Source organism: Pseudomonas sp. BIGb0558 (assembly GCF_024807515.1).
In the GTDB taxonomy this organism is placed as follows: Bacteria; Pseudomonadota; Gammaproteobacteria; order Pseudomonadales; family Pseudomonadaceae; genus Aquipseudomonas; species Aquipseudomonas yamanorum_A.
This window is the reverse complement of record NZ_JANUEW010000004.1, coordinates 153236-173089: the sequence shown is the minus strand read 5'-3', so window position 1 is coordinate 173089 and position 19854 is coordinate 153236. Positions and strand designations below refer to the sequence as shown.

General features: G+C 60.5%; 14 protein-coding genes. 9 read left to right on the top strand and 5 right to left on the bottom strand.

What is annotated here, in order from left to right; translation table 11 throughout:
• Positions 1-32 precede the first annotated feature (32 nt).
• Both M2400_RS08535 and M2400_RS08530 read left to right on the top strand, forming a co-directional pair.
• A complete protein-coding gene (locus M2400_RS08535) occupies positions 33-1280 on the top strand; it encodes a DegT/DnrJ/EryC1/StrS aminotransferase family protein (protein ID WP_259195695.1) in 1248 nt (415 codons plus the stop codon).
• A gap of 24 nt (positions 1281-1304) precedes the next feature.
• Entirely contained in the window at positions 1305-2888 is a 1584-nt protein-coding gene (locus M2400_RS08530) for an aldehyde dehydrogenase (NADP(+)) (RefSeq protein WP_259195796.1), read from the top strand.
• An 83-nt stretch (positions 2889-2971) separates the two neighbouring features.
• Here the strand turns inward: M2400_RS08530 and M2400_RS08525 are convergent, their stop codons facing one another.
• Entirely contained in the window at positions 2972-3331 is a 360-nt protein-coding gene (locus tag M2400_RS08525) for a helix-turn-helix domain-containing protein (RefSeq protein WP_259195696.1), read from the bottom strand.
• Positions 3332-3430: 99 nt separating this feature from the next.
• Between M2400_RS08525 and M2400_RS08520 the strand changes: the two genes are divergently transcribed.
• Positions 3431-4180 carry an SDR family oxidoreductase gene (locus tag M2400_RS08520; protein ID WP_177077769.1) on the top strand — a complete coding sequence of 250 codons (750 nt, stop codon included), beginning with the start codon at positions 3431-3433 and terminating at the stop codon, positions 4178-4180.
• Positions 4181-4306: 126 nt separating this feature from the next.
• On the opposite strand, the gene M2400_RS08515 is transcribed toward M2400_RS08520, so the two are convergent.
• From M2400_RS08515 to M2400_RS08500, 4 genes are all read right to left on the bottom strand, one after another.
• Complete coding sequence (locus M2400_RS08515; protein ID WP_259195697.1) at positions 4307-4933, bottom strand: dTMP kinase; 627 nt, start codon at positions 4931-4933, stop codon at positions 4307-4309.
• Positions 4927-6873, bottom strand: a complete 1947-nt coding sequence (locus tag M2400_RS08510; RefSeq protein ID WP_259195698.1) for a PAS domain-containing sensor histidine kinase — start codon at positions 6871-6873, stop codon at positions 4927-4929. The genes M2400_RS08515 and M2400_RS08510 overlap by 7 nt, the downstream gene beginning before the upstream one ends.
• Positions 6874-6971: 98 nt before the next feature.
• Positions 6972-8303: an LLM class flavin-dependent oxidoreductase gene (locus M2400_RS08505; RefSeq protein ID WP_259195699.1), complete on the bottom strand. Its 1332-nt coding sequence runs from the start codon at positions 8301-8303 to the stop codon at positions 6972-6974.
• A gap of 23 nt (positions 8304-8326) precedes the next feature.
• Positions 8327-9280: an ABC transporter substrate-binding protein gene (locus M2400_RS08500; RefSeq protein ID WP_177130492.1), complete on the bottom strand. Its 954-nt coding sequence runs from the start codon at positions 9278-9280 to the stop codon at positions 8327-8329.
• A gap of 407 nt (positions 9281-9687) precedes the next feature.
• Here M2400_RS08500 and M2400_RS08495 point away from each other — a divergent pair, with 407 nt between their 5' ends.
• The 6 genes from M2400_RS08495 to M2400_RS08470 all read left to right on the top strand — a co-directional run bounded on the left by M2400_RS08495 (position 9688) and on the right by M2400_RS08470 (position 19840).
• A complete protein-coding gene (locus tag M2400_RS08495) occupies positions 9688-11223 on the top strand; it encodes an efflux transporter outer membrane subunit (protein WP_259195703.1) in 1536 nt (511 codons plus the stop codon).
• Between the two features lie 29 nt (positions 11224-11252).
• The gene (locus M2400_RS08490) at positions 11253-12440 is read left to right on the top strand and encodes an efflux RND transporter periplasmic adaptor subunit (RefSeq protein WP_256348429.1); all 1188 of its coding nucleotides are present in this window, start codon (positions 11253-11255) and stop codon (positions 12438-12440) included.
• Positions 12441-12449: 9 nt separating this feature from the next.
• A complete protein-coding gene (locus M2400_RS08485) occupies positions 12450-15527 on the top strand; it encodes an efflux RND transporter permease subunit (RefSeq protein ID WP_259195704.1) in 3078 nt (1025 codons plus the stop codon).
• 269 nt (positions 15528-15796) lie between these two features.
• On the top strand, positions 15797-17182 hold the full coding sequence (locus tag M2400_RS08480; protein WP_259195705.1) for an MFS transporter: 1386 nt from the start codon (positions 15797-15799) through the stop codon (positions 17180-17182).
• A 118-nt stretch (positions 17183-17300) separates the two neighbouring features.
• A complete protein-coding gene (locus M2400_RS08475) occupies positions 17301-18635 on the top strand; it encodes an OprD family outer membrane porin (RefSeq protein ID WP_177114026.1) in 1335 nt (444 codons plus the stop codon).
• Positions 18636-18811: 176 nt separating this feature from the next.
• Positions 18812-19840, top strand: a complete 1029-nt coding sequence (locus M2400_RS08470; protein ID WP_177121472.1) for a LacI family DNA-binding transcriptional regulator — start codon at positions 18812-18814, stop codon at positions 19838-19840.
• Positions 19841-19854: the final 14 nt, after the last annotated feature.

Sequence of the window (19854 nt, the reverse complement as noted above, 5' to 3'; positions counted from 1 at the left end):
CGGCCGCACTCACTTCGCAAAAAGGATTGATCATGAACGAATTAGCCATCCATGGGGGGCCCCGTGCTATCGAAGGGACCCTGCCCAGTTTCCGTGATGCATCCGGGCGCACCTTCGGGATAGAGGAAGAAAAGGCGCTGCTGGAAGTGATTCGCTCCGGCAGCCTGTCCTTTCTGGTGGGCCCCAAGACCCGACAGTTCGAGCAGCGCTTTGCCGACCTGTATGACGTATCAACGGCCGTCGCCGTCGCAAACGGCACGGCAGCCTTGCATACCGCGGTGATCTTCCTGAACCCGGAGCCGGGTGACGAGATCATCCTGTCGCCGGTCACGGACATTGGCACCGTGATTCCGGTGCTCGCGCAGTTGGCGGTGCCGGTCTTCGCGGATGTCGATCCACTGACGCAGAACCTCGACCCGGCCTCCATCGAGAAGAACATCACTGCACGCACACGCGCGATCATCGTGACCCATGTATTTGGTCATCCGGCGGACATGGACGCGATCATGGCGATCGCCCGCAAGCACAACCTGTTTGTCATCGAAGACTGTGCCCAGGCACACCTGGCCTACTACAAGGGCCAGTTGTGCGGCACCTTTGGCGATGTCGGCTGTTTCAGCTTCCAGCAATCCAAGCACATGACCACCGGCGACGGCGGCATGGTCATCAGCAATCGCAGCGAATACAACGGTCGTGGCCTGCGTGCGTGCAGCGACAAGGGCTGGCCACGGGAGCGCGGTGGACGTGATCATCTTTTCCTGGCACCCAACTACCACATGACCGAGTTGCAGGCGGCCGTCGGTTTGGCGCAGGTCGAGAAACTGCAGCAGTTTGTCGATGCACGTGTGGCGTCGGCCGACCGCCTGACCGAATTGCTGGACGGGCTGGCTATCCAGCCGGTACTGCCTTTGCCCGACACCCTTGGGGTGTACTTCTTTTATTCGTTCCGTGTGGACACGACGCAACTGACAGTCTCGATGCAGGACGTCATGAAAGCGCTGGTGGCCGAAGGGATCGATGGCTTTATCGGTTATCCGGGCGAAGTGCCGCTGTACAGCTACCCGGTGATCCGCGAGCGCAAGACGTTCGGCACCTCGGGATTGCCGTTTACCTTGCCGGGTGTCGACCCGCAGGACTTTTCCGGCAGCGTTTGCCCGGTGGCGGAAAAGGCGTGCAAAGAAACGGTGTGCATGTGGTGGACCGACCGTTTCGAGGAGAAACACCTGCAAGGCATCGCTCAGGCGATTCGCAAAGTATTGACCGCCTATGGCCGAGGCTGACACTCAATGGAAGAGGTTATGAAAATGCCGGCTGTACTCGGACAGCAGTTCATCGCGGGCGCCCGTAGTGGTCTCGGCGAGGCCCGTCACCAGAGCATTGATGCCACCACCGGGGAAGCGCTGCCTTACGTGTTCCACCAGGCTACGGTTGAAGAAGTCGGGCAGGCCGCTCTTGCCGCAAAAAGTGCCTTTGGTCCGTATCGCCAACTGAGCCCCGTGCGGCGCGCGGGGTTCCTTGAGGCGATCGCCGAGGAACTGGAGGCACTGGATCAGGACTTCATCGCGGTCGTCTGCAGTGAAACCGCGCTGCCTTCCGCGCGCATCCTGGGCGAGCGCCTGCGTACGAGCAACCAGATGCGCTTGTTCGCCCAGGTGCTGCGCCGGGGTGACAGCCTCGGGGCGCGAATTGATCTGGCACTACCGGATCGCCAACCGCTGCCACGGGTCGACCTGCGTCAATACCGGATTGGCGTCGGTCCGGTGGCGGTCTTTGGTGCTAGCAATTTCCCCCTGGCCTTTTCCACGGCGGGTGGCGACACCGCCTCGGCGTTGGCGGCCGGTTGTCCGGTGGTAGTCAAGGCCCACAGTGGCCATATGGCTACGGCTGATCTGGTGGGCGGCGCTATCGAACGCGCCGCCAAACGCACCGGCATGCCGCCGGGGGTGTTCAACATGATCTTCGGCGAAGGTGTCGGCGCAGATCTTGTCAGGCATCCGGCGATTCAGGCGGTAGGTTTTACCGGATCGCTGCGCGGCGGCGATGCCCTGTGCAAGATCGCAGCGGAACGTACGCAGCCGATCCCGGTGTTCGCCGAGATGTCGAGCATCAACCCCGTTATCCTGTTGCCGGATGCGCTGGCGGCCCGTGGCGCGACCATCGCAGGCGAGCTGGCTGGCTCGGTGGTGCTGGGGGCAGGGCAGTTCTGTACCAACCCGGGTTTGGTAATCGGTATCCGCGGCCCGGCATTCACTGCGTTTACCGAACAGTTCAAGGCGCATTTTTCGGCACAGGCGCCGCAAACCTTGCTGAATGCCGGTGGCCTGCGCAGTTATCAGAAAGGTGTCGACGCCTTGAAAGCGTGCCCGGGTGTCGCACACCTGGCGGGGCAATCCCAGGAAGGCAATCAAGCGCGAGCGCAGCTGTTCAAGGCCGACCTCGCGTTGCTGCTTGAGGGGCATCCCTTGCTACAAGAAGAAGTCTTCGGCCCAACCAGCGTACTGATTGAGGTGGAGGACGATGCGCAACTTGAACAAGCGTTGCGAGCGCTGCGCGGCCAACTGACGGTGACCCTCATCGGCGAGCCGGCCGACCTGCATCGGTACCAATGGCTGGTGCCGCTCTTGGAGGAGAAGGTGGGCCGCATCTTGGTCAATGGCTATCCGACTGGCGTAGAAGTGTGCGACGCCATGGTGCATGGCGGCCCGTACCCGGCCACCAGTGATGCCCGAGGTACCTCGGTCGGCAGTTTGGCAATCGATCGGTTCCTGCGTCCGGTCTGCTATCAGGATTACCCGGACAGCCTGTTGCCCGCTGCCTTGCAGAACGCCAACCCGTTGGGCATCAAGCGGTTGGTGAACGGTGAGTGGACCCGCGATCCGATTGATTAAGCAGGCGACTGGGGTTGCAAGTGCGCCATTGAACAATAACTCAACTAAATATCCATTTAGTTGAGTTGGGTATTTGGGTGAGCTTAAGGCTGGGTGAGGGCGCTTGTACGGGCCTCACTGATGCGTTCAACCGTCTGCATGTGCTCGGTGCCCCATTGGCACAACGCCCCCAACGCCTTGGCCAGCGAGTGCCCGAACGGGGTCAGGGAGTATTCCACCTTCGGCGGGATTTCCTTGTAGTCGATACGAGCGATGATTTCATCGCGTTCCAGCTCCTTCAATTGCTGGATCAGCACCTTGTCGGTCACGCCACCAATCGCGCGCCGCAGCTCGCCGTATCGATGAACGTCCTGCGCCAGATGGTAAAGGACCAGTGGTTTCCATTTCCCGCCAATCACTGCCAGGGCAGCATCGAGTCCGCAATTGAAGGTGTTGTTCGCCATGACGTCACTCACTGAATTGGGTACTTACCAAAAGGTGCATACTATTCAAATAGAATGCGCGGATCTACAGTTGGGCCTCAACTTTTTTGGGAAACCAACATGAGCAGGCTCAACGGAAAAATTGCACTGATCACCGGCGGCAACAGCGGTATCGGCTTGGCCACTGCCATACGTTTTGCTGCAGAAGGCGCGCAAGTCGTTATCGTGGGGCGTCGGCAAGAGGAACTGGATAAAGCGCTGCAGATCATTGGCGCTGGAACCGTAGCCATTCAGGGTGACATTTCAAACCTGGATGACCTTGACCGAATCTACGCGCAAGTCAAAGCGGATAAAGGTCGTATCGACATCTTGTTCGCCAACGCAGGGCTGGGAGATTTCGAGCCGATCGGATCGATCACCGAAGCGTCGTTTGACCGCACCTTTGGCATCAACGTCAAAGGCACGTTATTCACCGTACAAAAAGCCTTGCCACTGATGCACGCAGGCGGCTCGGTTATCCTGACGGGCTCGACGACGGGCACCATGGGCACACCGGCATTCAGCGTGTACAGCGCCACAAAGGCGGCGCTGCGTAATTTCGCCAGGAGCTGGGCGCTGGATCTCAAAGGCACGGGGATACGCATCAACGTGCTGTCGCCCGGGCCGATCTCGACACCAGGGCTGGACCTGGCGCTTTCGGCGACAGGTCAGAAGGATGCAATCATCGATGACATGACGGCGCAGCTTCCTCTGGGGCGTATCGGCAAGGCTGAAGAAGTTGCTGCAGCCGCGTTGTTCCTGGCATCGGACGAGAGCAGCTTTATGACGGGTAGCGAAATGTTCGTCGATGGTGGGTTTGCTCAGGTTTGATCACCAGAGGGGTTTTGCCAGTTGAAATCTGACTGGCACTGCCCCTGATAGCGAATCATATGATTACGCATAATATATATTATGTTAAATCACGTACCAGGCTATGGCAGCCCAGTGACCCATCTGTCATCCCAGGACTTTATAAATCTCGGAAACCACCTGCAACGTCGCCCCCTCAATCGTTCCTTCATTCCGGCATAAGACCCAACCGTGATCTGCAACCGCTCGTTCGAACGCCTGGGTACTGGCGACATGTTCGTCCAGCTTATGCATCACCGTGCTACTCAGCCCACGCCGGCGCGCAGCAGCCCTTGCCCATGAAACTTCAGGCGCGGTGACAACCCCTACATGCAGGTCCGGCACTTGCACGTTTCGGTCAATGTTCAGCCGCAGGATCTCTTCCATCGGGACGGTGCGGCGAAACGCGGCATCAGACGGATACCAGCGATCAATCAAGACGATACTGCCCGGCGGCTGTTCAGCCAGCACATGCCGGGAAATCCACGCACGGCTGTCCGCGAAGCGCTCACACACTTCCCACTCCAAATCCCGACTCGGACTTCTGGCAAGCTGGTTAACGAGCACCATTGTTTCACTTCGGTAGGGATCGCTTTTTCTTTCGCACAGCCGGATCACCTTTTTATTGCCCGCCCTCAGTATTTTCGTAACGGCTTCCAGCAGTGTGGTTTTGCCGGTGCCCTTGGGCCCATCGAGGGAAACAAACAGCGGACGATCAACCGCCTGGCTCAACACGGCTTTTCAATCCGGGTGCGCAGGGTTTCGGCGATTACCTTCGCCAATGCAGCTTGGTCAAATGGTTTGGGAAGTCGCGTCAATGTGGTTTTGATATCCAGGGTAATCTCGGAAAATCCTGACGAAAGGATGATAGGAAGTGTGGGAAACAGCGATTCGATATTGCCGGCGAGTTCAATCCCGGTCATGTCCGGCATTGCCATGTCGGTGACCACCAGGTCAAAACGCTTGCCTTGGGCCAGGAAAGACAGCGCCGCCTGGCCGTCTGCCGCCAACACGACATGATGGCCCAGGTCTTCAAGCATCGCCCCGGTGCTGATGAGCACCAGAGGGTCATCGTCTACCAGCAGAATGTCGAGGCTTCGCTGATGGGCGACGTCTGGCGTGTTTGCTATTGATGCCTGCGCTGGCGACTGCGTGGTCTCCATCACCGCCACCGGTAACCAAAGCTCTGCGGTTGTGCCCTCTCCCTCCGTGCTTTTCAACACAAAGTGGCCCTGTGATTGTGCCGCCAGGCCGTGCACCATCGAAAGGCCAAGCCCGGTGCCTTTTCCCGCGCCTTTGGTGGTGAAAAACGGCTCCATGGCCCTTTGCAGGGTCGCGTCATTCATCCCGGGGCCGGTGTCGACGACAGAGATGCAAATCAACCTTTCGGATTCATTCGGCCTGCCGGGAAACGAATCTTCCCTCGCCGAAATCAGAATCCGTCCTCGACCTTCCATTGCGTCCCGGGCGTTGATGACCAGGTTCATCAAGGCCATTTCCAGTTGGCTCATGTCGACCAATACCGGCCGCAAGATCAGCGGGAACTGTGTGTCTACGCTGATGCCAGCCCCTAAAATCCGGGACAGCAGATCAGACATGTTTCTGATCAGGCCACCCACATCCACAGGCTGCGGATCCAGTTCCTGGCGACGGGCAAAGGCCAGCATTCGCTGGGTAAGCGTCGCGCCCCGTTCGGCACCAGCGATCGCGTTATTCAACAGGGAATAGATTTTCGAGTCTTGTGGAACGCGCTTCTTGGCCAGTTCAAGGCAGCCAAGGATCACCATGAGCAGGTTGTTGAAGTCATGGGCGATACCGCCGGTAAGCTGGCCCAGGGATTCCATTTTCTGGGACTGGAACAAAGCCTCGCGGGTTTCCTTGATCTCCTGTTGGGCCTGAACACTCTCGGTCACGTCCTGTGTGATCTTCGCGAAACCCACCAGCTCGCCTAGCTCATTCTTGATCGGGTCGATCACCACATGAGCCACAAATCCCGTGCCGTCCTTGCGCAGACGCCGGCCTTGCCCTTCGTAGCGACCTTCGCGCACAACCGTTTCGAGGGCGCGCTGCGGGACGTTGTTGTCGACGTCTTCACGCTGGAAAAACATGGAGTAATGTTTGCCGATGACTTCTGCCGGCTCATAACCCTTGATGCGCTGGGCACCGGCGTTCCAGGTGGTGATCACGCCGTGGGGGTCCAGCATATAGAGCGCGTAGTCGGTCACGCCTTGTACCAGCAGGCTGAATTGCTGCTCACTCTGGCGCAGGGCCTGCTCCGCTGCCTTGCGCTCGGTCAGGTCCCGTGTGACTTTTGCGAAGCCGATCAGCGTGCCATCGTCGGCGCGTATCGGGTCGATAATGACCAACGCCCATAGGCGCGTGCCATCTTTCCTTAGGCGCCAGCCTTCGCCCTCGAAGCGGCCTGACTGTTCGGCGCTCTTGAGGGCGCGGCCCGGCAGATCCGAGGCCAGGTCTTGCGGGGTGTAGAACAGCGAAAAATGCTTGCCCAGCACTTCGCTTTGTTCGTACTGCTTGATCTTCTTCGCGCCCGAGTTCCAGCTGCAAATCAACCCGTTCGTATCAAGCATATAGATGGCGTAGTCGACCACTGCGTCGACGAGCAGCCGATAACGGTCGTCCTGATTGAAAGGCCCGCTGGCAGGTTCGGATGGCATCAGGACAGCCTCGGGACAAATGAGTGGTTAGAACCCTCAGTATGTCTAAAAAAATCCCCTGCCAACCGGTTTATTAACCTGAACAGCTTCTTTTTGAATCAGACACTCCTGCCGCGAGCAAATCGTGGAATCTCCAACCCCAGGCTTTCCCGAAGCGTCGTCCCTTCATACGCCGTGCGATACACGCCGTGTTCCTGCAACAATGGGATGACTTCCTGGGTAAACCGCTTGAACTGCTGAGGATGCCCGATATAGATGTTGAAGCCATCCACCGCCCGCGCTTCAAACCAGTCCGCCATCTTTCGGGCGACCGTCGCCGCCGATCCCACAAACGCCCCCGGCCGCAGTTGCCGACCAAACTCCACCGCCTGGCGCAACGTAAAACCTTTCTCCCGCGCCTGATCGGCAATGCGCTTGGCATTGGTAAAGAAGCTGCTGCGCGCGGCCTCCAGACTCTCCTGTGGGAACGGCGCATCCAGGTCGTACTGACTGAAATCATGCCAGCCGAAATTGCGGCCGAACTCCTTCAGTGCCAGCTCAAAACTATGGTCGGCCTGATGGTAGTGCTGCTCGATTTCCCGGGCATGCTCATCAGTATCACCCACATAGATTTCAGCGCCGGGCATCACCAGCAATTGCCCGGGATCACGGCCATGTCGCTGTGCCCTGCCCTTTATGTCCCGGTAAAACGCCTGGCCCTGCTCGATGCTGGCGGCGTGGGTGAAGATGACATCGGCGGTGGCGGCGCCCAGGTCGCGGCCTTGCTCCGAATCACCGGCCTGGAAGATCACCGGTTGGCCTTGGGGTGAGCGTTGGATATTCAGCGGGCCGACCACGGAAAAGTGCTCGCCCTTGTGATTCAGGCTATGCAATTTGCTCGGGTCGAGGAACTGGCCCGTAGTCGTGTCGCGCACAAATGCGTCTTCCTCATAGGAGTTCCACAGGCCCTGCACCACTTGGACGTGTTCGGCGGCCCGGCCATAGCGGGTGTCGTAGTCGTAGTGTTCGTCGCGGCTGTAGTTGCCGGCGGTGCCGGCGTCTCCGCTGGTCACCACGTTCCAGCCTGCGCGGCCTTTGCTGATCAGGTCGAGCGAAGCCAGGCGCCGTGCGACGTTATATGGCGAGTTGTAGGAGGTCGTCAGCGTGCCAACCAGGCCCAGATGCCGGGTGCTTACGGCCAGTGCCGAGAGCAGCGTGAGCGGTTCAAGGCGATTGAGGTAATGGGATGGCGAACCCGGGGTGATGAACTGGCTGTCGACGATAAACATCAAGTCGAACAGTGCCGCCTCGGCCTGGCGTGCGATGTCGATGTACCAGTCGACGTTGACGCTGGCATCGGCTGGCAGTTCGGGATCAAGCCATAGATTGTGGCGACCGGGCCCGCCACAGCCCATGGTCAAGGCGCCAAGTTTGAGCTGTCGTTTGGTCATGTCTAACGTATTCCTTGAGGCGTTCAGGGCTGGGTTTTGGCGACGGCGGGCTGCAAGGCTGCGGCGAAGGAATCGTCGAACAGCTTGGCTGCCGGGTAAGACTTGACCAGTCCCTGGCTTGCGAAAAAGTCCACGGTCTTTTGCGCTTCCACAGGCGATTGGGCGGTCACCGGCTCCACCGTGGTGCGTGCCCGGGCGAACCAGGCGCGGGCTATATCGGCGTCTGCCCGGGTGCGTTTGGCCCAGGCATCCGCGTAGGCGTCGGCGTTGGCCGGGCTTTGGCGAGTCCAGTCACGGGCTTTTTTCAGGCGTTGAAGAAAATCGCTTATTTGCGCACGCTTGGTATCGACGGCCTTGGTGCTGGCAGCAACAAAGCTCTGGGCCGGGATCAATCCGTCAGCCGTCGCCAGAACCCGCGCGCCCTGGCGTTCCTGTTGGGTGACGTAGGGTTCCCAGGTGGCGATGACGTCAACTGAGCCGCCCTCCAACGCATGGGAAGCGTCCAGCGCGCTGAGGTAGCGCAGTTCCAGTGAGTCCTTTGGCACGCCGGCTTTATCCAGTGCAGTCAGCAGCAACTGCTGGCTCCAGGAGCCTTTCCAGATGGCGGCGCGCTTGCCTTTCAGGTCGGCAAGGCTGTGGATCGACGAATCCTTTTTCACCAGGATGGCCACGCCGTCGAGATTTTGCCGGCTGATGGCGATTACCTTGATCGGCGCGCCCAGTGCACCGAGGAACAGCACGGGCGCATCGCCGAGCAGGCCGATGTCCAGGCTGTTGGTGTTGAGCGCCTCGGCGACCGGTGATCCCGCAGTGAATTGCTTCCATTCAAGGGTATAGGGCACATCATCCAGCACCCCCGCCGCTTCCATCACGGCCTGGGCGTTGTAACTTTGGTCACCCACCACCAGCGTTTGCGCGTTCGCAGTGAGGCACAGCAAGGCGGCCAACCCGGCCGCCAGTTTTGTCAGATAACGCACGTTCGCTCCAGATGCCTGCTCAGGCATTTCAAGTCGATCCGCGCGCGCGGTCTCGGCAGTATTCGTAGGGAGGCCTACCATGAGGGGCAAAAGGTTGCCTGTAAAATACTTATAATGCATAACGTAATTCGATATTAATGCGCCAAATGCATTTTGATTGAAGATCCGCGTGCGCTGACATTGCGTACCCGGCCGCACCACCTACACTGATCTGAATTCGGCTAATCTCGAGCCATTGTCCAGCGCCCCGGCCCGATGCACCCGCATTTATTGCTCACTACAGAAAACAGTTAACCAACTGATTAATCAGAGTAAATATGAAAGAGCAGCCTCGGCAGCTTGCATCGGGACCGCAACAAGTGGCGCTGACTCGCGCCCTTTTTCGACAACCACACCTCCTGGCTCCCTTGAGCCTGCTGTGCATCGCCCTCGCCGGCTGCACTGTCGGGCCGGATTTCGCGCGGCCCGAAGTGCCGGCGAATGCCGATTATTCACGGGAAAAACTCACAGCTACCGCCAAGGCCGATATCGACGCCGGCGGCGCAGCGCAGCGGCTGATCGCCGGGATGGATATTCCCGGACAATGGTGGACCCTGTTCCGCTCGCCGGACCTTAATGCGCTGGTGGAAGAAGCCTTGCGCGCCAACCCGGATGTGACGGCCGCTCAAGCCGCTTTGCGCCAGGCCAACGAGCTGGTCTATGCCGACCAGGCGTCGTTGTTTCCTTCCGTAAGCGGCAATGTGCAAAAAGCCCGGGAGAAAGTATCGGGCGTCACCTCGGGCCTGCCGGAGTCGCCGATTCTCACGGTGAGTTCGGCATCGTTGAGCGTTTCCTATGCCCCGGACGTGTTCGGCGGCACGCGCCGGCAAATCGAATCCACGTCCGCCCAGGCCGAGTACGAACGCTTCCAGCTGGAGGCGACGTACCTCACCCTGACCTCCAATCTGGTCAATACTGCGGTCAGCCTGGCGTCGATACGTGATCAAATCGCCTCAACCGAGGCAATCGTCCGGCTCCAGAGTGACCAGCTCGACGTGCTGCAGGCGCAGCGGCGGCTGGGTGCCATCGGTGATAGCGACGTCCTGACGCAGCAGACCGCACTGGCGCAAACCCGTGCCAGCTTGCCGCCCCTGCAGAAGCAATTGGCGCAGACCCGCAACCAGTTGATGGCCTACCTCGGCCGGTTTCCCAACCAGGACCGCGACGAGCGCTTCAACCTGGCCTCCCTGCACTTGCCGGAAGAACTGCCGGTCAGCCTGCCCTCGGCCATCGTCGGCCAGCGGCCCGATGTGCGCTCCGCCCAGGCGCAACTGCACCAGGCCAGCGCCAACATCGGCGTGGCCGTGGCCAATCAGTTGCCGCAGTTCAGCATCACCGGGTCCGTGGGCTCCACGGTGGCCAGCGGGACCAAGCTGTTTTCGGCGGGCAGTGGCGTGTGGAGCCTGGCCGGATCGATCACCCAACCGATCTTTGATGCCGGTGCCCTCGAACATCGCAAGCGTGCCGCCGTGGCAGCCTACGACGAGTCGGCGGCCCGCTACCGTGGCACCGTGATTGGTGCGTTCCAGGACGTGGCCAACGCCCTGCGGGCGCTGGAGGCCGATGCTGACGCGCTGAACCAGCAAGTGGTAGCCGAGCGTTCCGCGCAAGCCAACCTGGACCTGGTGCAGGCGCAGTTCAAGCTCGGCGCCGTGGCGTACATCAACCTGCTGACGGCCCAGCAAACCTACCAGAACACCGTATTGTCCCGCGTCAAGGCGCAGGCCTCGCGCTACAGCGATACCACTGCGCTCTTCCAGGCACTGGGTGGCGGTTGGTGGAACCGAACAGATGTAGACCCCGCCACCAAGGGCAAACCGGATCGCTTCGGCTTGCCGTCGTGGAACGAGATCATGCCGGCCAAGAACAAGGCAGCGCCTGCCGATTCGGCACGGTTCGACTGAACTGAATCATTGAAACAGTGAGAACACCCATGGCTGACGTCATTACTGCCTCTCCCCTGCCCCCCGAGCCCGGCGCACCGCGCAAGCGTCGACTGTGGCGGCCGATGATCATCATGATCGTGGTGGTGCTGGTGATTGTCGCGATCATCGCCGGGGTGAAGTTCGTGCAGATTTCGGCGTTGATTGCCCAGTCCAAGCAGCCCCTGCCCGCTGCAGTGGTCACGGCCATGAAAGTTCCCTTCAGCGATTGGCAACCCAATGTCACCGCCGTGGGTTCGATGAAGGCTGTCCGCGGGGTGGATGTGACCACCGAGGTGGGCGGCATCGTGCGCACCCTCGGCTTCACGCCCGGGCAGCAAGTGGCGGCCCAGGCGCTGCTGGTGCAACTGAACGCCGACTCGGACATCGCGCAACTGCATTCCCTTGAAGCCACGGCCGACCTGGCGGTGATCGTCCTCAAGCGTGACAAGGCCCAGCTGGCGGTCAACGCCATCTCCCAGGCCCAAGTCGACACCGACACCGCCGACCTGAAAGCCAAGCTCGCCGCCGCCGAACAACAGCGGGCGCTGGTGGCGAAAAAAACCATTCGCGCACCGTTTGCCGGGCGCATCGGGATCACCAGCGTCAACCCCGGGCAATACCTCAACCCCGGCGACAAGATCGCTACGTTGCAGACCTTTGATCCGATCTACATCGACTTCACCGTGCCCCAGACCCAACTGGAAGCCATCGCCATCGGCCAAGGGGTGTCGGTGACGGCCGACGGCCTCTCCAATCAAACCTTCACGGGCAAGGTCAGCACCATCGACACCCAGTTCGACTCGACCACGCGCAACGTCACTGTAGAAGCCACCGTCGACAACCCCAAACAAAGCCTGGTGCCCGGGATGTTTGCCCGCGCCGTGGTCACCTCCGGCGCGACCCAACGCTACCTCACCGTTCCGCAGACGTCGGTCACCTACAACCCTTACGGCACCACGGTGTTCATCGCCACCTCCAGCAAGAACGACAAAGGCGAGGAAGTGCTCACGGCGCAACAGACCTTCATCAAGACCGGGCCAACCCGGGGCGACCAAGTCGCCATTCTGTCGGGCGTGAAGGAAGGCGACCTGCTGATCACCAGCGGCCAGATGAAGCTCAAGAATGGCTCGCCGGTGAAAGTCGATAACAGCGCCGCGCCGCTGAACGACCCGGCGCCGACTCCCCAAGAACACTAAAGGTGTCCCATGAAATTTACCGATACCTTTATTCAGCGACCGGTCTGGGCCATTGTCGTCTCGCTGTTCATCCTGATCCTGGGGCTGCGCTCGATCTTCGAACTGCCGGTGAACCAATGGCCGCGCACCGAAAATACGGTGGTCACGATTACCACCGCTTACTACGGCGCTGACGCGTCGACGGTGGCCGGCTTTATCACCCAGCCCCTTGAGTCGGCTATTGCCCAGGCCCAGGGCATCGACTACCTGTCGTCGACGAGCATCACCGGCGTGTCGACGATTACCGCCACGCTGCGGCTGAACTACGAGGCCAGCAAGGCACTCACCGAGATCAATACCCAGGTCAACTCGGTCAAGAACCAATTGCCGGCCCAGTCCCAGGAGCCGGTGCTGACGGTGGCGGTCGGGCAGACCACAGACGCCATGTACCTGGGCTTCTACAGCGACACCCTGCCCACCAACAACATCACCGATTACCTGGTGCGGGTGGTCAAGCCCAAGCTGGATTCGATCCAGGGTGTGCAAACCGCTGAAATCCTCGGCGGGCGTCAGTTCGCCCTGCGGGCCTGGATGGACCCGAACAAGCTGGCGGCGCACAACGTGACGGCCCAGGACGTGTCCACTGCCCTGGCCAACAACAACTACCTGTCTGCCGTCGGTTCCACCCGCGGGCAAACGGTGACGGTCGACCTGACCGCCGGGACCGACTTGCACACCGTGGATGAATTCAAGCGGTTGGTGGTCAAGCAAAAAGGCGATGCCCTGGTGTACCTGGAGGATGTGGCCACCGTCACCCTCGGCGCCGAGAGCTACGACAGCAGCGTGGCGTTTTCCGGCAAGCGTTCGGTGTTCATCGGCATCAAGACCGCGCCCAACGCCAACATCCTGACCGTCGCCGACAGCGTGCGCGAGGCCTTCCCCGAGCTGCAATCCCAATTGCCTACCGGGGTGCGCGGCGAGATCGTGTACGACTCCACGGCGTTCATCAACACCTCGATTTATGAGGTGGTGAAAACCCTGGTGGAGGCGATGATCATCGTGTCTGTAGTGATCTACCTGTTCCTCGGCTCGTTCCGCGCGGTGATCGTGCCGCTGGTGGCGATCCCGCTGTCGCTGGTGGGGACGTTCTTCATCATGTACCTGCTGGGGTACTCGATTAACCTGCTGACCCTGCTCGCCCTGGTTTTGGCGATCGGCCTGGTGGTGGACGACGCGATTATCGTGGTGGAAAACGTCGACCGGCATATCAAGGAAGAAGGCAAAGGTGTGCTGGAGGCCGCGCTGGTGGCGGCGCGGGAACTGGGTGGCCCGATCGTCGCGATGACCGTGGTGCTGATTGCCGCCTACGTGCCCATTGGCCTGCGCAGCGGGCTGACCGGGGCGCTGTTCAAGGAGTTCTGTTTCTCCCTGGCCGGTGCGGTGACCGTGTCGGCCGTGGTGGCGTTGACGCTGTCGCCGATGATGACTTCGCGACTGTTCAAGTCCGGGCAGGAAGAAGGTCGCTTCGCCCGCAAGCTCGACCAGTACTTTGACTGGTTGCGGGGGCGTTACCACCGCGTACTTTCAGGCGGGCTGAACGTGTGGCCGGTGCTGGTGACGTTTGGCTTCTTGCTGTTTTTGCTGGTGGCCGCCAGTGGCATGACCGCCAAGAGCGAACTGTCGCCCACCGAGGACCAGGGCCTGGTGTTCATGCAGATCAAGGGCCCGCCGACCGCCTCGCCCCAGCAGATGGAGCGCATTGCCGACCAGGCCTTCCAGATCGCCAACAAAGAGCCTGAATACGCGCAGATGTTCCAGCTCACCGGGCTGCCGATCCTCAACCAGGGACTGGGTGGTGTGCTGCTCAAGAACTGGGGCGACCGCTCGCGCTCACAGGCTCAACTGATATTGGACCTCCAGCAAAAATGGAACCAGGTGCCGGGCGCTACCATCGCGGCGTTCCCGCTGCCGTCGCTCCCAGGCGCCCAGGGCTTGCCGGTGCAGTTTGTGATCACCACCACCGACTCGGTGGAAAACCTCAACGAAGTCGCCCAGGCGGTGGTGGCCGAGGCACAGAAACAACAGCTGTTCTATTTCTCCGACATGGACCTGAAACTCGACAAGCCCCAAGCCAGGCTGGTGGTCGACCGGGAAAAAATCGCCGCACTGGGCATGACCCAGGCTGACGTCGGCGCGGCGCTGTCCGCTGCACTGGGTGGCAACTATGTGAACTACTTCTCCACCGCCGGGCGCTCCTACAAAGTGATTCCCCAGGTGCTGCAGGTTGACCGGCTCAACCCCGACCAGATCCTCGATTACTACATTCGCACGCCGTCCGGCAGCATGATCCAGGCGCGCACCGTGGCGCATATCGAGACCTCGACCCAGCCCGAGTCCATCAACCACTTCCAGCAACTCAACTCGGCGACCCTGTCGGGCGTCAGTGGCGTGGCCCAGGGTGAGTTGCTGGCGAAACTCAACACGATCCTGACCAACATCGCACCCTCCGGCTACACCTCGGACTTCTCTGGCGAGTCGCGCCAGTTCATGCAGGAATCCGGCGGGTTCTTCGGGTTGCTGATGTTCTCGATCCTGATCGTGTACCTGGCTCTGGCCTTCCAGTTCGAGAGCTTCCGCGACCCGGTGGTGATCCTGTTCTCCGTGCCCCCTGCGCTCTTTGGCGCACTGGCCTTTATCACCATGGGGTTTGCGTCCATCAACGTGTACACCCAGGTAGGCCTGGTGACGTTGCTGGGGTTAATCACCAAGCACGGGATTCTGATCGTGCAGTTCGCCAATGAATTGCAGCGCGCGGGCCACAGCAAGCGTGAGGCGATAGAAGAAGCGGCCGGCGTGCGTTTGCGGCCGATCCTGATGACCACGGCGGCGATGGTGCTGGGGGTGGTGCCTTTGGTGTGGGCGTCTGGCGCCGGGGCTGCGGGCCGGCATGACATGGGCCTGGTGATCTTCGCCGGGTTGTCGATCGGTACCGTGTTGACGCTGTTTATGGTGCCGGCGATGTATATGTTTATTGGTTCGACGCACCATCAGGAGGTGGAGCGGCCGCTCGATAGTGAACGTGAGGAAATACCAGTCGGCGGCGGCTAGGCCGTTCTGCAACGTAACGCTAAGCGAAACCCGGGGTCTGATTTTCAAGACCCCGTCCCACGCCCTGTTCGGCCCCGCCGACAAATCTGTCATTCGACTGCAATACAACCCTGCCTAAGATCCGGCCATGGATTTTCATGATCGGCCTTTGGGGTTTATCCCCGGGCCGATTTTCAAGGTCAGTTATCTACGCGCGTAGATAGCTGTAGAACGCAGAGCAACCACCTCAATGGTCATGTCCGGGCCTTCCTTGGATCAGGAGTTTTTTGATGTCGACAGTTGCAAGTGCCGCCCACCCCGCTGCCCTAACGGCCAGTGGCGCAGCGGATGAAAGCTTGGTAACCCCGCAAGGACGCCGGGAGTTGTATCGCGCCACCCTCGCCTGTTGGCTGGGCACGGCAATGGAGTACGCGGATTTTGCCCTGTATGGCCTGGCGGCGGGCCTGATCTTCGGCGAGGTGTTTTTCCCGAACGTGTCGCCGGCCATGGCGTTGCTTTCCACCTTCGCCACCTGGTCGGTTGGGTTTGTGGCGCGGCCGATCGGTGCGCTGTTCTTCGGGTGGCTGGGTGATCGCAAGGGCCGCAAGGTGGTGATGGTCTCTACCGTCGTGTTGATGGGCGCATCCACCACCTTGATCGGCTTGATCCCCAGCTACGCATCGATCGGTATCTGGGCGCCGGCATGTCTGGTCCTGCTGCGTTTTACCCAGGGTTTTGGTGCGGGCGCCGAACTGGCTGCAGGCACAGTGATGCTGGGCGAGTTTGCACCTGCCAAGCAACGGGGCCTGGTGTCTTCAGTGATTGCCTTGGGCTCCAATAGCGGGACGTTGCTGGCTTCATTGGTCTGGCTTGCCGTGGTGCAAATGGACCAACAGCAATTGCAGGAATGGGGGTGGCGCATTCCGTTTCTGTGCAGCTCGCTGATTGCCCTGGCTGCCCTGTGGCTACGTCGCAACCTGCGGGAAACACCGGTGTTCGAACTTCGAAAGGCCGAGCTGCAAGCCCAACGCACTAACGCCCTCACCACCGCTGCACAACCTGTTGGGTTCTGGAAAGGCAGCCGGGCATTTCTCACCATGGTCGGTTTGCGCATTGGCGAGAACGGCCCTTCCTACCTGGCCCAGGGGTTTATCGTCGGCTATGTGGTGAAGGTGCTTGCGGTGGACAAGTCCGTCGCGACCCAATCGGTGTTGATCGCGTCGATACTCGGCTTTTTGATTATCCCCCTGGCGGGCTGGTTGTCTGACCGATTTGGCCGGCGCATTACCTACCGTTGGTTCTGCGGGCTGCTGATGCTGTATGCGTTCCCGGCATTCATGCTACTCGACTCTCGCGACCCAGCCATTGTCATGGCCACCATCGTGGTCGGCATGGGCCTCGCCTCCCTCGGCATCTTTGGCGTACAGGCGGCCTGGAGCGTTGAAATATTCGGCGTAAAAAACCGCTACACCAAACTGGCCCTGGCCAAGGAGCTGGGTTCGATCCTCTCGGGTGGTACCGCGCCGCTGGTGGCTGCCGCGCTGCTGACCTGGACCGGTCACTGGTGGGCGATTGCCGCGTACTTTGTCGCCATGGCAGGGATCGGTTTCGTGACCACCTTTGTCGCTCCGGAAACCCGGGGGCGCGACCTTAACGCGCTGGAAGATGCCATCTAGTTTCACCCCCCTGAAAAACCACTGACGCCTCGCAGAAAGGCGCAAACCCGCACGACTGTTCAACCACAAGTCGGGCGAAGCCATGCCTGTAAATCGGCAAATCCATCGGAGCATTTACATGAAACGGTCCACCCTCGCACTGGCAGTCACCACCACGATCCTGGCGCAACACGCGCTTGCTGCAGGCTTTATCGACGACAGTACTGCGTCGGTCAACGCACGCACTTTCTACCTTCGCAGTGATAACCCCAACACACCAGGGGTTGACCAGAACGAACTGACCCAGGGCTTCAAGCTCGACTATCTGTCCGGGTTTACCCAAGGTACCGTCGGTTTCGGTCTCGACGTTCAAGCGCTGCAAGCGTTCAACCTTTCCGGTGGCACCCAGCACCCCAATGCCAGCACCTCGAACTCACTCGCACCGGTCAATTCCGACGGCACGCCGGTGGACAACTGGAGCCGTCTTGGGGCCAACGCCAAGCTGCGCGTGTCCAAGACCGAGTTCCACGCCGGCAGCGCGCTGTCGCCTAACCTGCCAATCCTGGTGGCCAACGATGGCCGCCTGCTGCCGCAAACCTTCGACGGCGTGACGGTGACCTCCAAAGACATCGACAACCTGACGATCAATGCCGGCCAACTCAGCCGCTCTACCGGGCGGGCGTCGTCCAACTCCACCGGCTTGGCCATTGCGGGTGGCACCGAGGCCAGCAACTCATTCACCTATGCCGGCGCCGACTGGAAAATCACCCCCACGACAACCCTGCAGTACTACCGTGCCGACCTGAAGGACTATTACACCCAGGACTTTTTTGGCCTGTTGAACACGACGCCCCTGGGTGAAAACTCACGTTTTAAAACTGACCTGCGCTACTTCAACAGCAAATCCCAGGGTAAAAACGGCACCGCCGGTTACCTCTTCAACAATAACGGCGGTTATGCCAGCGAGCCGGGCAAAGTGGATAACACCACCTGGAGTGCGGCGTTCACCTACTACCTGGGCGGCCACGCCTTCATGCTCGGCCGCCAGCAGGTGTCCGATTCGGGCGGTACCGTGTACCTCAACCAGGGCAACATACTGGGCGGCGCCGGCAACAGCGAAGGCAACGGCGGCGCGAGTGTCTACCTGATCACCGACGTGATGGACAACTCGTTCATCCGCGCTGGCGAAAACACCAACTTTGCCCAGTACTCCTATGACTTCGCAGCCCTGGGCGTGCCGGGTCTGTCGGCATCGGCCCTTTACCTGCACGGCGACAATATCCGTGGGGCTGACGGTGGTTCCCGCTACTCCGAATGGGAACGTGACATGCGCATCGACTACGTCGTGCAGAGCGGCCCGTTGAAAGGGTTTGGCACCTCCCTGCGTGAAGGCAGCTTCCGCAGCGGCATTCCCAATGTTGGCGCGGTCGACCAGGCGCGTGTGATCTTCAGCTACACCTACGCGATCTTCTGATTTCGATTGAGTGAAAGGGCTACCGGTGGCGCCAGGGTCATCAAACTGCAATAAAACAGCCGTGATAATGTCGGATGTCACAAGGTGTTACCCCGTAGCCTTTTTTTTAGCCCGAACATCTACGCGAGTAGACCCCGCCCCGGGCGTCTACTTCTCCAGAAAAATGGCAGGTCGTTTTGACAAAACAGTATCCCACCCGCGCCACCCGCGACGATGTGGCCCGCGAAGCCGGTACGTCAGTCGCGGTGGTCAGTTACGTCATCAATGACGGCCCCCGGCCCGTCGCCAAGGCCACTCGCCAGCGCGTACTGGACGCCATCAAACACACCGGCTACCGACCCAACGGTGTCGCCCAGGCACTGGCCTCGGGCAAGACCAAAACCTACGGGCTGGTGGTGCCGAACATTTCCAATACCTTCATCGCGTCCTTTGCCCATGCCCTGCAACAGGAGGCGCTGGATAACGGCCTGGTGATCCTGCTGGGGGATTCCGGCGACTGCCGCAAACGCGAGCTGAATCTGATCAACACCCTGTTGAGCCAACGGGTAGACGGTCTGTTCTATACCAGCGTCGACCGCCACCCGCACATCGAGCTGATCCAGGCCAGCGGCACACCCTTTGTGATGCTCGACCGAGTCACGCCCAGTATCCCCGTCAATATGCTTCGGGTGGATGAGCGCGGCGCGGCACATCAAGTCACCGCGCATCTGCTGAGCCATGGTTACCGTGAGGTTGGCATCATTTGTGGCCCGCCGGAAATGCTCAACGCCCAGGACCGCTTGAACGGCTGGCGTGACGCGCTGGCCGACCGTGGCCTCGAAGAACATCCTGAGTGGGTTGTTGGCGCCAGTTACACACGCAGAGGCGGATACGAGGCGACACAACAGCTCCTGGCCGATGGTCGCGCGCCCCGCGCGCTGTTCTGCTCCAACGAAGCCCAAGCCATCGGCTGCATGCGTGCGCTGTCGGAACGCGGGATAAAGGTCCCGGAACAGGTGGCCCTGGTGTGCTTCAACGGCACTGAAGAGTCGGCGTTCTATGCGCCCTCCTTGACCACGGTCTGCCAGCCTGTGCGGGAAATGGCCAAGGCAGCCATCGCGATGCTGCTGGCCTGGAATGGCGAAGTGCAGTTGCAAGAGTTTTCTCACCGCCTCGTGATTGGTGAGTCCTGCGGATGCGGCGCTGTGCAAACACCGCGAGTCTAAAAAAAGAAGGTGAA